A 13,667-nucleotide genomic window follows, 5' to 3' on the forward strand; every position below is an offset into this window, starting at 1 on the left:
CCTCCGGCAACTCCACGTTGGATTTCCGGCCGGGAGATGTCAACCGCCGAAGTGACCAACCGGTTGAACCGTAACCTGAATGGATTCCGTCGGCTCGTCAAGCCGTCCGCTGATCCGAGTGAACCTGGTGGTCCGATGACCGGATCGCTCGAACGGGTCGGTCTCACGGGTAGTGGGAACACCTGAGTATCTCAGGCCTGGCAGCAGGCGTTCGTGTTTCATGATCACGCTGTGCGGGGCGACCATCGTGCTCGCGCCGATGTCCGCGCCGTACAAGGGAACCGTGCCATCGGCCAAAGTGGAGTATGCGCCGACACGGACGTGCCCGATCTTGAGCACGCGGTCCTCGAACGTGTGCGCCTGGAACATCGCGCTCACCGTGGCCCCGTCCTCGATGATCAGCATGTCCGGGTCGACGACCTGGGCGAACCCCTCGCTGAGCACGACCCGCTTGCCGATCCTCATGCCCATCCGGCGCAGGTACAACGGCAGCAACAGGGTGCCTTCGAACGCCGACAGCACACCGCTGGCGATCACACCCCATGCCACGTACAGGAAGTCCCACCGGCTGCACCAGCAGGACCACAACGGGTGGACACCTTCCCGGACCTTGCCCAGCAGCAGCCACTTCAGTGCCAACACGATCAGGCACGGCAGAAGCGCGGCGCCCAGGGTAACCACGGCCGCGCCGATCCCCAGGAACACCCCGTACGGCACCGCGTCCGCCACGACTTGCAGGGCTGCCGTCCACGCCGTGACGACCACCAACGGCACGAACGGCAGCGCGAACCGCAACCACTCCCAGAACACGCGTGTGAGCAGTCGCGCGAACGACGGGTTGTGGGTCAGCGACCGGTCGTACGCCACGACTTCTCGCCGTGGCAGCTCGAACGGCGGGTGCCCGAACCACGAACTGCCCTGTCTGACCTTGTGTTCGTCCACCGTCGTGCAGATGCCAACAAGAACATCCGGCGGGAGGTGCTGTCCGGCTGGGATCACCGCGTGGTTGCCGAGGAACGTGTCGTGGTCCAGCCGGACCTTGCGCAGCAGCACTGTGCCGCGCTGGATTCGCGGGCCGCCGAGGTAGATGCCGTCGGCGAAGAACGTGTCCGGGCCGATCTCGACCAGTTCGGGGACGACGTCGATGATCGTGCTGATCTCACAGCCGCGGCCGATCCGCATGCCCGCCCAGCGCAGCCACACCGGCCAGAACAGCCCGCCGGACAGCCAGTTCCCGGCCGACGTCACCAGCCCGCTCTTCAGCCAGATCCGTACGTACGCTGGGCTCCAGCGGCTGATCACGCCTTCCCGGACGGTCCCGAGCCAGCGCGCCACGAAGGCCTCGAACCACACCGTGACCACGAACGTCAGGCAGGTGACGACCGCGATCGTCATCAGGAAACCCATGTTGTCGAGCGGATGCGTGAGCCCGACCAGCAGCGCGTCGTAACTCAGGTCGTAGTACGCGATCAGCACGATCGCCGAGACCGACGCCGGCACCGCGACCACGAAGTTCAGCAGGGCACGGCAGAACATCATGAACACGGCCCACACGATCGGGGAGAGCAGGCTCCCTGTGGTCCTGGGCGTCGGCGGCCGTGGCGTCCGGCCGGACGGTTGGGCGGGGACGCCGTCCCAGCGTTCGCCGTCCGGGATCACACCACCGGACGGCAGGAACGACAGTGGCGCCAGCCAGGTGTCCCGGCCCATCCGGGTGTTCGGCCCGAGGCCGGCCCGAACGTCCACAGTGGCGCCCGCGCCGACGGTGACCGGGCCGACGATGACGTGCCCGGCGGACAGCTGCACCAGGCCGAGCGTGCTGTCCTGGCTGAGCGTCACGTCGTCGCCGATGTCGAGCAGGTCCCAGCCGCCCTGGACGAGGTTCACGCCGCCGTGGATGTGCACCCGCCGGCCGATCCGGGCGCCCAGCCGGCGGAGCACGACGCACTGGAACTCGGTGCCGGCGAACGCGCTCCACGGCACGAACCGCATCAGGTGCCGGACGATCCACATCCGGACGTACAGTCCACTCCAGACGGTCACGTTCACCGGCCGGTACTGTCCGATCAGGATCTTCTTGGCGCGGACCGCGATCAGCACCGACACCGGTGTCCACACCAGACCGAAGACGAACAGCACCACCGGCGCGATGAGCACGAGCGGGATCAGGCCGATCAACCCGGCCAGCCACGGCAGGAGCTTGAACACCACCAGGTACGCGATGGGCGCGCCGACGAGGAGCTCGGCGAGCAGCCACGCGGACTGCGCGAGCGTCACAGCGATCGGCTTTCCTTCGGGCTCAGGCGGTAGCGGCGCAGGTGGTTCGGGTTCCGGGGGAGTGGCGCGTCCGGCGAGTCGCTGGATGGTCCGCATCTCGTAGACGTCCCGGACCGCGATGCCCTTGGTGAGTGGGTCGGCGCGGAGCCGGGAGACCAGCATCGCCGCCTGCAGTGAGCTGCCGCCAAGGTCGTCGAAGAAGTCGTCGGCCACCGAGACGTCGGTGAGGGTGAACACCTCGCACATGGCCCGCGCGATCGCGTTCTCGATCGGACTGCCGGGCGTCTGGCCACGGGCCTTGGCCGGTCGCGCGACCGTCAGAACGGGCAGGTCGCCGCGGCGGAGCTTGCCGCCGGCGCTGCGCGGCAGGTCGGCGATCAGGCCAAACACCGCCGGAACCATGTACGCGGGCAGGACCTTGCGCAGGTACTGCTTGATGTCGTCCAAGCTCGGCGGCTGGGTGGCATCGACCGGGACGAGGTGGGCGGCGATCACCTCGGCCGCGCCTTCGCCCTGGACCCGGCACGCCGCCTCACGGACGCCCGCGCAGCGCGCCAGGAACGACTCGATCGCCTCCAGTTCGATCCGGTAGCCGCGCAGCTTGACCTGCGAATCGATCCGGCCGTGGTAGTACAACGTGCCGTCCGGTTCGGCGTGCACAAGGTCGCCTGTGCGGTAGATCCGGCCGAGCGTGGGATGCTGGGGGAACTTCGTCGCGGTCAGCTCGGGCTGGTTGTGGTACCCGATGGCCAGGCCGGCACCGCTCATGCACAGTTCGCCGTGCGTGCCCGGCGCGACTGGCAGGAGGTTCTCGTCGAGCACCCACGCCTGCATTCCCGGCACAGGCTTGCCGATGGCGATGGACTGGCCGGGCACGATGTCCGCGCGCAGGCACGTGACCGTGCACTCGGTGGGCCCGTAGCCGTTGACCATGCGCCGGCCGCGCGACCACCGTTCGGCCACGTCGTCCGGCAGGGCCTCGCCGCCGACGTACAACAGCCGCAGGTCCGGCAGTTCGGCCTGCGGGTCGTCGCACGAGGCGGCGCGCAGCAGCGTCGGCGGTGGGCACAGCGCGGTGATCCGTTCCCGGCGCAGCCATCCGACCAGGTCCGGGCCGAGCCGGACGGTCTCGTCGTCCATCACCACCACGGTCGCCCCGGTCGAGAAGGCCATCCAGGTCTCCTCGACCGACGAGTCGTAGGCGGCGGACGATCCCTGTGCCACGCGGTCGCCCGGGGCCAGCGCGAACTCGGCGACGTCCGCTCCGATCAGGTTGGCGACGCCCGAATGCCCGATCAGCACGCCTTTCGGCCGGCCGGTGGTGCCGGAGGTGTAGATGACGTAAGCGAGGCCCTCGGGCATGGCCGACGCGTCCAACGGCCAGCCCGAGGTGTCAGTGGGGCAGTCGACCCGGACGACCGCGCCCTGGTATCCGGCGCGCGTTGCCCGTTCGTGCCCGGATTCGTCGGTGACGAGCACCGCGGCCGCCGAGTCCCGCAGGATGTAGCCGACCTGGTCGTCCGGAAAGGACGGTTCGATGCACAAGTACGCGCACCCGGCCTTCAGCACGGCCAATTGGGTCGCGTACAGGTGCACTGTGGTCCGCGGCAACAGGATCGCCACGATACCCCCGTGGGGTAATGCCTGACGGAACACCCTGGCCGCGGTGTCCGCGCGGCGCTGCAGGTCCTTGTACGTGACAGCAGTGCGTTCCGGCCGTCCCTCGGCCGGCGGCACGTCGATCGCGACCGCGTCCGGCCACAGCCGGGCCGACCGGTCGAAGAACTCGGGCAGCGCCGCGCTCACCGGGCTTCCGACTCCGCTTTCGCGCCGTCCAAAACAGACAGCAGGTAGCCGGACAGCAACGGCCGCAGCCGCTCCCGCGCCGGTGTGGACAGATACCGGAAGCCGCGGATCAGGCCGTCGCAGCGGCGGCTGCCGCACCGGCACTCGAACGGCTCGGCCATCGAGTACTCGGTGGTGGCGTAGTGGAACCGGATCTCCTGCCACGGCTCGATCGCGGTCACGCTGAACACGTCCCGGCCGCGGATCATCGTGTTCGGCTCGCAGCTGTGGTTCATGAACCGCCAGAAGTACGTGTCCAGCACGTCCTCCAGCGGGCATTCCGCCGGCAGGTCGACGTGGGTGTCCGCGGCCAGCTGCACGGTGTACCGGGTCGGCCGGCTGGTCAGTTCGCCTTCGAGACTGAACAGGAACGTGTTCGCCGCCACCGGTTCGATCGCGACGAGTTTGTATTCGCCGCCGGTGCGGATCACCGCGGCTCGGGTCAGTTCGGCGACCTCTGGCACTGGACCTCCTTGGACACGCGGGACCGTCTCCGCTGGTCGGACATGATCCACGGACTCACCCAAGGCACGTTGGAAGCAACCCCGGCGGTTCAATCGGCGGCGATATGTGGAAAAGGCATCGGTTCATTGACAAGAATGCGAAACCGATATTGTTCGAATCCGTTACGAATGACCGATTTCGTCGAGGCGACTTGTCAGGAACGCCCGTTCCGCCTCGTTGCCGGTGGCCTCGATCGCCTGCCGGTAGGCCACGGCGGCCTCGGCCGGCCGGTCCAGACGGCGCAGCAGGTCCGCCTTCACCGCTGCGAGGTAGTGGTAGCCGGGGAGCTGCCCGTCGAGCGCTTCGACCTCGCGCAGGCCGCGCACGGGTCCGTCCACCATGGCCACAGCCACCGCGCGGTTGAGGGCGACCACGGGTGACGGCCACACCTTGGCCAGTTCGTCGTACAGCACCACGATCTGGTGCCAGTCCGTTTCCGCATAGGTCGGTGCCGTGGCATGCAGCAGCGTGATGGCAGCCTGGAGCGTGAACCGACCGGGACGGCCTCGCAGCGCGCTCCTGACCAGGCCATCGGCTTCGACGATGGCCGCCCGGTCCCAGTTGGAACGGTCCTGGTCTTCGAGGAGGACCAGTCGTCCGTCGGCGTCCGTCCGGGTGCCGCGGCGGGCGTGGTCGGCCAGCATCAACGCGAGTAGCCCGCGGACCTCGCGTTCGTCGGGCATCAGGTCCCGCAGCATGCGCGCCAGATCGAGCGCGTACGCGACAAGATCATCTCTGGTCAGCGTGTCGCCGGTCGGCGCGGTGTGGCCGGTGGTGAACAGCAGGTGGATCACTGTGAGCACGGCGTCCAGCCGGTCGGGCAACACGCTCGGCGGCGGCATCCGGAACGGGATACGGGCCGCCGTGATCTTCTTCTTCGCCCTGGTCAGCCGGGCGGCCATGGTCGCCCGCGGCACCAGGAACACGCTCGCGACGTCCGGTGTGGACACCCCGCACACCAGTCGGAGAGTGAGCGCGACCTGCGCCTCGGGTGCCAACGCCGGGTGACAGCACAGGAACACCAGCCGCAGCCGGTCGTCGTGCACCTCGGGCGGATCTGGCTCCACCAGCAGGTGCAACTTCGACCGCAGGGTCTTCGCGCGTCGCAACGCGTCGAGCGCGTTGTTCCGGGCCGCGGTGGTGAGCCAGGCGCCTGGGCGCGTTGGGACACCGTCGCGTTGCCACGAGTCGAGTGCGGCGGCGTACGCGTCTTGCACGCATTCCTCGGCCAGGTCGAGGTCGTGGGTGACGCGCACCGTCGCGGCGAGCACGGCGGCCCACTCGCTCCGGTGCGCGTCGGCCACCGCCTGCTGAGCAGACGTCATAGGTCGAGCAACGGCCGTATCTCGACGGCCCCATCCATGATCGGCAACAGCCTGCCGACCTCCAGCGCCTGCTCCATGTCCTTGGCCTCGATCACGAAGAACCCGCCGATGACCTCCTTGGTCTCCAGGAACGGACCGTCGGTGACCAACCCGCCCTTGTGGATCGTCCGAGCCTCCCGGACGGGCTCCAGCGCCTGCTGGTGCACCATGCGCACACCCATCGCGGCGATCTTGCCCTCGGCGGCGATGTTCGCTTCCATCACGTCGGGCGGGATGTCCGCCACGCCGCCAGGGAGTTCCTTCTCGTAGATCAGAATCGCGTACTGCGGCATTACGTCACCAGTTCTCCGTCTTGGGCCCGACCTCACCGTATTGGACCTTGCCGTCCCGCGCGTACGTACTGACCACGACGCCGTTGCCGGACGTCATCGTGCCGACGAGCCGCAGCCCGGCCGGGAACGCCCCGTCGCCGAACAGGCGCTTGCCAGTGCCGAGCACCACCGGGGCGACCATGATCAGGAACTCGTCGACGAGATCGTGCGTGAGCAGTGTCTGGACCAGCCCGAGGCTGCCGTGCACCTGGATCTCACCGCCGTCACCCTGCTTCAACTCGCGGACGGCCTCGGCCACGTCGCCCGTCAGCAGAGTCGAGTTCTCCCAGGCCACGCTGTCCAGGGTGGTGGACGCGACGTACTTCGGCAGCGCGTTCAGCCGGGCCCCGATCGGGTCGTCCGCCCCGGGCCAGGCCCCGGCGAAGATCTCGTAGCTCGTCCGGCCCATCAGCATCGCGCTGGCCCTCGTCACCATCGCCGTCGCCACATCCAGGATCCGCCGGTCGACGTAGGGCGCGGCCCAGCCGCCATGGACGAACCCGCTGCCCGAGTCCTCGTCCGGCCCACCCGGCGCCTGCGCGACCCCGTCCAGGGTCGTCCACACCATCACGGTCAGTTTTCGCATGTCGTCTCCTCCGCTCGTCCCCCTCAGCCACTACGGCGAACGGGACGAGGTCGAAATCGACAACCGGGTCAGGTTCGGTGAGCACGGACCAGTGAGCCGCCCACGATCAGCCGTTGGATCTCGCTGGTGCCCTCGTACAGCCGCAGCAGCCGGACGTCGCGATAGATCCGTTCCACCGGAACCTCCCGCATGTATCCGGTTCCGCCGTGCACCTGCACTGCCAGGTCCGCGACCTTGCCGGCCATCTCCGTGCAGAACAGCTTCACGGCCGACGGCGCAATTCGCCGGTCGGTGCCGTCGTCGTACGCTGCCGCAGCCTCACGGACGAACGCGCGGCCCGCAGCGACCCCTGTGTACTGGTCCGCGATCATCGCCTGCACCAGCTGGAACTCGCCGATCGGCACGCCGCCTTGGGTGTTCGACGCCGCGTACGCGACCGACTCGTCCAGCGCGCGCTGCGCGGTCCCCACAGCCAACGCCGCGATGTGGATACGGCCACGCGCGAGTGACGTCATGGCCGCGCGATAGCCGATCTCCTCCGAGCCGCCCACCAACGCCGACTCCGGCACACGTACGTCGTCGAACATCACGTCCGCTGTCCACGCGCCTTCCTGGCCCATTTTCGCGTCCTTCGGGCCGACGCTCACCCCGGGCGTGTCCGCCGGCACGAGGAACACGGCGATGCCGGTGTCGCGGTCCGACGCCTCACGGGTCCGCGCGAAGACCACGAACAGGCCGGCGATGGGCGCGTTGGTGATGAACCGCTTCTGGCCGTCGAGGATCCACTCGGTGCCGACGCGTCGGGCCCGGGTGCGCAGTCCGGCGGGATTCGAGCCCGCGCCCGGCTCGGTCAGCGCGAACGACGCGACGACCTCGCCCGAGGCGATCCGCTCCAGCCACGTGCGTTTCTGCACGTCCGTGCCGAAGTTGACCAGCACCTGGCCGGCGATGCCGTTGTTGGTGCCGAACATCGACCGCAGCGCCAGGGTGGTGTAGCCGAACTCCATCGCCAGTTCGACGTCCTGGCGCAGGTTCAGGCCCAGGCCGCCCCAGTCGGCCGGGATCGCGTACCCGAACAGGCCCATGCCGGCCGCGGCCGCCCGCAGGTCGTCGGGGATCCGGTCGGTGGCCAGGATCTCGTTCTCCCTGGGCACCACGTCGTCGCGGACGAACCTGCGCACCTGGGCCAGGATGTCCGCGAAATCCTCGGCGCCGACGTCATCGCTCATGGATCTATCTTGCGCCGACCGTGCTCTCCCGGATCTTCAGGGTGAACGGGATCTGGATGTCCTTCGGCTCGCCGGCGCCGCCGTTGGCGCGGTCCCGGATCAGGTCGACCGCGGTTTGGGCGAGCGCGGTCTTGTCGGGCGCGATGGTGGTCAGCGACGGCAGGCTGTACGCGCTGTGCTCGGTGTTGTCGAAGCCGACGATCGCGATGTCACGCGGCACGACGTAGCCGTGCTCGGCGGCGGCCCGCACGGCGCCGTGGGCGAGCATGTCGTTGAAGCAGAACACGGCGTCCGGCACGTGCCCCTGGGTGAGCAGTTGCGCCATGGCCTCGGCGCCGTCCTTGTGGTGGTAGCGGTTGGCCGGCGCGATGAGTTCCGGCGACTGGGGGAGCCCGGCCTCGGCGAGGGCCTCGCGGTAACCGGCCATCCGTTGGGTCGCCGTCCCCCTGGTCGGGTTCTGGCCGATCACGGCGATCCGGCGACGGCCGGTCTCGATCAGGTGCCGCACGGCGGTCCGGGCGGCCAGGACGTTGTCGATCCCGACGTGGTCGATGGGCACGTCCAGGGCGTGCTCGCCCAGCATGACCAGGGGAATCCCGGGGGCGTGCCGGGTGAAGTCGTCCTTCTCCAGCGCCTCCGGGCTGATGATGGCGCCGTCGACCATGTGCGGCCCCAGCGACGCCAGCGTGGTGCGCTCGGGGTCGCGCTGACCCTGGGTCTGCTCGATCAGCACGCTCCAGTCGTGCTCGTGCGCCGCGGTGATCACGCCGCCGGCCAGTTCACCGAAGTACGGGATGCTCAACTCGGGCACCATCAGCGCGATGAACCCGGTCCGGCCGCGGCGCAGGTTGCGGGCGCCGAGGTTCGGCTGGTAGCCGGTGGCCGCGAGCGCCTCCCGGACCCGCCGCTCGTTCTCCGGTTTGACGAAGCTGTAGCCGTTGACCACGTTGGACACGGTCTTCACCGAGACCCCCGCGAGCAGGGCGACATCCTTCAGAGTGGCCACTGAAGACCCAACCTTCCTGGCGGCGACAGCAGGGGAGAACCTATCAAGTGGAGCATATTTACAACGTTGTGCCAACGATGTAACGTCCGAAACCTGTCAGGTACCAGGACCGAGCTCAACGAGGAGCCAGCCGTGCCGCCCAACGGTTTTCCGCGTCAGTTACGTCCAGTCCGGCTCGTCGGCGCCGCGTTGTGCGCGTTGCTCCTCACCGCCGCGTGCACCAAGGCCGAGAACAGCTCCACCCCGCCACCGTCCGGCAGCGGGGGCGCGCAGGCCCCGCAGACGTCCGCCGCCGGCGGCCCGACCTGCACGCTGCAGCAGTACGGCGGCAGCCAGATCGACCTGAAGAACGCGGTCGTCGGCTTCTCCCAGTCGGAGAAGGAGGCGAACCCGTTCCGGATCGCCGAAACCCAGTCGATCAAGGACGAGGCCGCCAAGGTCGGCGTCAAGCAGCTGCTGACCACCAACGCGGACTCGCAGCTGGCCAAGCAGATCTCCGACATCCAGGACATGATCACCAAGGGCGCGCAGGTGCTGGTCGTCGCGCCGCTCAACTCCGACGGGCTGGAGCCGGCGCTGTCCGCGGCGCGCGCCAAGAACATCCCGGTGCTCACCATCGACCGCAAGGTCAACTCGACCGCCTGCAAGGACTACGTCGCGTTCCTCGGCTCGAACTTCGTCGACCAGGGCAAGCGGGCCGCCCAGCAGATGGCGAAGGCCTTGGGCAACAAGGGAAAGGTCGCGATCCTGCTCGGGTCGTCCGGCAACAACGTGACCACCGACCGGACCAGCGGCTTCGTCGACGAGCTCAAGGCGAGCGCGCCGGACATCCAGGTGGTCGCCCAGCAGACCGGTGAGTTCGCCCGGGACAAGGGCCAGCAGGTGATGGAGCAGATCATCCAGGCCCAGCCGGACATCAACGGGGTCTACGCGGAGAACGACGAGATGGGCCTCGGCGCACTGGTGGCGTTGAGCGGCGCGGGCAGGAAACCGGGCACGGACGTCCAGGTGGTGTCCATCGACGGCACGCACAACGCCGTGCAGAAGGTCACCGAGGGGCAGATGTACGCGGTCGTGGAGTCCAACCCGCGGTTCGGTCCGCTGGCGTTCCAGACCCTGCAGACGTTCCTTAGTGGACAAGCTGTACAGCAAAATGTCGTGATTAGCGACAAGTTGTACGGCAAGGATAACGCTTCGGTCGAACTGGCCAACTCGTACTGATGGCCGGCCTCGAGGCGCGCGGGGTCGGCAAGCGGTTTCCCGGCGTGGTCGCCCTGTCCGATGTGGACATCACGCTCCGGCCGGGCGAGGTGCACGCCCTGGTGGGCGAGAACGGGGCCGGCAAGTCCACCCTGATCAAAGTGCTGACCGGGGTGTACTCGCCGGACTCGGGGGAGCTGTTCCACCAGGGCGCGCCGGCCCGGTTCGGCCGGCCGTCGGACGCGCAGGCCGCCGGGATCAGCACGGTCTACCAAGAGGTCAACCTGGTGCCGTTGATGTCGGTCGCCAGCAACCTGTTCCTCGGCCGTGAGCCACGGACCCGGTTCGGGTCGATGGACGTGCGCGCGATGAACTCGGCGGCGACGGAACTGCTGCGGTCGTACGGCGTGCACGTGGACGTGACTCGGCCGCTGCGGACCGTGGGCGCGGGCGTGCGGCAGATGGTCGCCGTGGCGCGCGCGGCGGCCACCAACGCGCGCGTGATGATCCTGGACGAGCCCACCTCGTCACTGGAGCCGCGTGAGGTGGACACGCTCTTCGAGGTGATCTCCCGGCTGCGCGCGGACGGGGTCGCCGTGCTGTACGTCAGCCACCGGCTGGACGAGCTGTACCGGATCTGTGACGTGGTCACGGTTCTGCGCGATGGCCGCCTCGTCCACAATGGACTAATGGCGGCGCTGTCCCGGCTCGAACTGGTCGCCATGATGCTGGGCCGCAACCTGGACCAGGTCCGCCGCGAAGGCACCACCAAGTTCGACACCCACACCGGCTCGGTGGACGCCCCGCCGGTGTTGGCCGCGGCGGGACTGGGGCTGAAACACCAGCTGCACGACGTGGACGTGACGGTCCGGCCGGGCGAGATCGTCGGCCTGGGCGGTCTGCTCGGCGCAGGTCGCAGCGAGACCGTGCGGGCGATCGCGGGCGCGTTGCCACCGGACACCGGCTCGGTTTCCGTCGGGGGGAGACCGATCCGGACGGGTTCGGTGGCCGCCGCGATCCGCGCCGGCATCGTCCTGCTGCCGGAGGACCGTAAAGCCGACGGCATCCTGCCCGACCTGTCCGTGCGGGAGAACATCGTCCTGGCGGCGTTGCCCAAGCTGTCCGCGGCCGGCCTGGTGTCCCGTCGCCGCCAGGACGCCATTGTGGACACTTTCATGCGCCGGCTGAGGATCAAGGCGGCCAGTCCGGACCAACGCGTCGGCGAGCTGTCCGGCGGCAACCAGCAGAAGGTGCTGCTCGCCCGACTGCTGTGCCGGGAACCGAAAGTGCTGCTGCTGGACGAGCCGACGCGGGGTATCGACGTGGGCGCCAAGGCGGAGGTGCAGGCACTGATCGGCGAACTGGCCGCGGCGGGCCTGGGCGTGGTGCTGATCTCCTCGGAGTTCGAGGAAGTGGTCGAAGGCTCGGACACCATCGTGGTCCTGCGCGACGGCCGTGTCGTCACGGAACTGCGTGGCAAGGACGTGACGGAGTCGGCCCTGATCGCCGCCCTCGCCGACACAGGAGCCGCGGATGACTGACCAGAGAGTGGACGCTGTGATGGAGTCTCACCGTACGGGAACGCGCGACTTTCATCGGCCACCCTTCTGACCTTTGATTATGGGGTAATTCGGTTCCTGTGGGATCACCACGGGAGTACGGTCCCCGATAGTCGATCATCAGGAGTGAGCATGGCCACGATCGAGACCCGCACCCGCCGGGATGGCACGAAGTCCTACCGGTTGAAGTGGCTGTTTGGCGGGAAGCGGGCCGGTGCGCCGCAGTCGGTCACCTACACGGACTCGGCGGACGCCAGGCGGATGAAGGGCGCGGTGGAGGCGCTGGGTCACCTGGTGTACGACGAGGACCCTCGGGTGGTCACGTTCGAGCTGGTAACCGGCCAGCGGCCGGTGGCATTTGTGGGGCCGACGTTCGGGTCGGTCGGTGAGGACTACATCGCGTCGCGGACCCGGGCCAGCCTGAAGACCAAGGGGATCTACCGCCAGACGCTGTACTCGGAGGTCGCGGGGTTGGCGGACCTGGTCCGGCGACCGATCGAGGCGATTGATGAGGACGAGATCCGGCGGGTGTTGAACGCGATCACTGACCGGGGCCGGTCGGCACAGCGGGCCTATGAGTTGGCGCGGTCGGTGTTCCGGTACGCGGTGAACAAGAAGGGGCCGTGGTCGTTGTCGGGTAACCCGACGCTGTTGGTGGACCCGCCGAAGCGGCGCGGTCGTACCGCGAACTTCCTGACCACCGATGAGGCGGACCTGTTGTTGACCGCGTGCCAGGCGGACCCGGTGTCTACGGAGGTGGGTGCGGCGCTGGCGGACTTGGTGGACGTGATCCTGGGGACGGGGTTGCGGATCTCCGAGGCGCTCGGGCTGATTGTCGCGGACGTGCATGTGGAGGACCTCGCGGCCGGGTGGGTGGATGTCGAGTGGCAACTGTCGAGGCCCTCGAAGGCGGACCCGAGTGTGGTGCTGGGCCGGGTGGCGCTCAAGAGCAATGCGTCCCAGCGGCGGGTGGTGGTGGACTTCGACACGGCGCGGGTCCTGCGGCGGCTGGTTGAGGGCAAGCGCCCGGATGAGCCGGTGTTCACCGACCCGCTGGACGGGGGGTGGTGGCCTCAGCATCGGGTAAACACGGCGTGGGCGCGGGCTCGCACGCTGGCCCAGTCGGGCGGGTTGACCAAGAGTCCCCGGGTACACGATCTCCGGCACACGCACGCGGCGTGGTTGCTCACCGATGGGGTGCCGTTGTTGGCGGTGTCGCGCCGGTTGGGGCATGAGTCGATCGGGATCACGGCCAACACCTACGGGCATTTGATGCCGGAGGCGGACTGCGAGATCCGCAACGTGATCGCGTTGCGCCGCAAGTCCATGGGGGCGACAGAGGTCAAGCGGGGGGTGCGGCGTTCGGCAGGGCGTAAGTCGGCGGGGCGTGCGCCGCGCAAGGTCGCGGGTACTCGCCGGGTGGCGTAACCCACGGTCGGTGACGGGGTCCCCGGGGCGGTAGTCCCCGGGGACCCCGTTGTTTGTGTGCGTGCGTCCCTGGCAGGACTCGCCGAGGGTCAGTGTCGGGGACGCCTCGGCGAGCGCGGCAGGGGCGCGATGCGCGCGGAAGCCAGGATCTCGGTGAGGTCGTCTGTGGTGAAGCGGACCAGGTGGCCGATGCGCCGATGCGGCACCTTGCCGGCGTTGACCAGGCGGCGCAGGGACCGGACGGACATGGTGAGCTGGTCGGCGGCCTGCTGGTAGGTGAGTAACTCGGGGACGTCGGCGGTCATGGCGGACTCCGATGTCCGGCCTGCCTGGTGTC

General features: G+C 68.8%; 11 protein-coding genes. 3 read left to right on the forward strand and 8 right to left on the reverse strand.

Annotated elements, in window-relative coordinates:
* Positions 1-39 precede the first annotated feature (39 nt).
* The 7 genes from EV192_RS48530 to EV192_RS48560 form a co-directional block, all read right to left on the reverse strand.
* Positions 40-4,083, reverse strand: a complete 4,044-nt coding sequence (locus EV192_RS48530) for a non-ribosomal peptide synthetase (protein WP_132125585.1) — start codon at positions 4,081-4,083, stop codon at positions 40-42.
* Entirely contained in the window at positions 4,080-4,586 is a 507-nt protein-coding gene (locus EV192_RS48535) for an SET domain-containing protein-lysine N-methyltransferase (protein ID WP_132125586.1), read from the reverse strand. Before EV192_RS48535 ends, EV192_RS48530 begins: the two co-directional genes overlap by 4 nt.
* A 162-nt stretch (positions 4,587-4,748) precedes the next feature.
* Positions 4,749-5,951, reverse strand: coding sequence for an RNA polymerase sigma factor (locus EV192_RS48540; RefSeq protein ID WP_132125587.1), 1,203 nt, complete (start codon positions 5,949-5,951; stop codon positions 4,749-4,751).
* Positions 5,948-6,283 carry a YciI family protein gene (locus tag EV192_RS48545; RefSeq protein ID WP_132125588.1) on the reverse strand — a complete coding sequence of 112 codons (336 nt, stop codon included), beginning with the start codon at positions 6,281-6,283 and terminating at the stop codon, positions 5,948-5,950. The genes EV192_RS48540 and EV192_RS48545 overlap by 4 nt, the downstream gene beginning before the upstream one ends.
* A 4-nt stretch (positions 6,284-6,287) precedes the next feature.
* A complete protein-coding gene (locus EV192_RS48550) occupies positions 6,288-6,908 on the reverse strand; it encodes a dihydrofolate reductase family protein (protein WP_132125589.1) in 621 nt (206 codons plus the stop codon).
* Positions 6,909-6,976: 68 nt separating this feature from the next.
* On the reverse strand, positions 6,977-8,137 hold the full coding sequence (locus tag EV192_RS48555) for an acyl-CoA dehydrogenase family protein (protein WP_132125590.1): 1,161 nt from the start codon (positions 8,135-8,137) through the stop codon (positions 6,977-6,979).
* Between the two features lie 4 nt (positions 8,138-8,141).
* Entirely contained in the window at positions 8,142-9,143 is a 1,002-nt protein-coding gene (locus tag EV192_RS48560; protein WP_132125591.1) for a LacI family DNA-binding transcriptional regulator, read from the reverse strand.
* Between the two features lie 132 nt (positions 9,144-9,275).
* On the opposite strand from EV192_RS48560, the gene EV192_RS48565 reads away from it, so the two are divergent.
* The 3 genes from EV192_RS48565 to EV192_RS48575 all read left to right on the forward strand — a co-directional run bounded on the left by EV192_RS48565 (position 9,276) and on the right by EV192_RS48575 (position 13,330).
* Positions 9,276-10,364, forward strand: a complete 1,089-nt coding sequence (locus EV192_RS48565) for an ABC transporter substrate-binding protein (protein WP_243727560.1) — start codon at positions 9,276-9,278, stop codon at positions 10,362-10,364.
* Complete coding sequence (locus EV192_RS48570) at positions 10,364-11,884, forward strand: sugar ABC transporter ATP-binding protein (RefSeq protein ID WP_132125592.1); 1,521 nt, start codon at positions 10,364-10,366, stop codon at positions 11,882-11,884. The genes EV192_RS48565 and EV192_RS48570 overlap by 1 nt, the downstream gene beginning before the upstream one ends.
* 150 nt (positions 11,885-12,034) lie before the next feature.
* Positions 12,035-13,330: a tyrosine-type recombinase/integrase gene (locus EV192_RS48575; RefSeq protein ID WP_132125593.1), complete on the forward strand. Its 1,296-nt coding sequence runs from the start codon at positions 12,035-12,037 to the stop codon at positions 13,328-13,330.
* An 89-nt stretch (positions 13,331-13,419) separates the two neighbouring features.
* On the opposite strand, the gene EV192_RS54415 is transcribed toward EV192_RS48575, so the two are convergent.
* Positions 13,420-13,635: a helix-turn-helix domain-containing protein gene (locus EV192_RS54415; RefSeq protein WP_165960991.1), complete on the reverse strand. Its 216-nt coding sequence runs from the start codon at positions 13,633-13,635 to the stop codon at positions 13,420-13,422.
* Between the last annotated feature and the right edge of the window lie 32 nt (positions 13,636-13,667).

Origin of the sequence: Actinocrispum wychmicini (assembly GCF_004345645.1) — a bacterium.
Lineage (GTDB): Bacteria > Actinomycetota > Actinomycetes > Mycobacteriales > Pseudonocardiaceae > Kibdelosporangium > Kibdelosporangium wychmicini.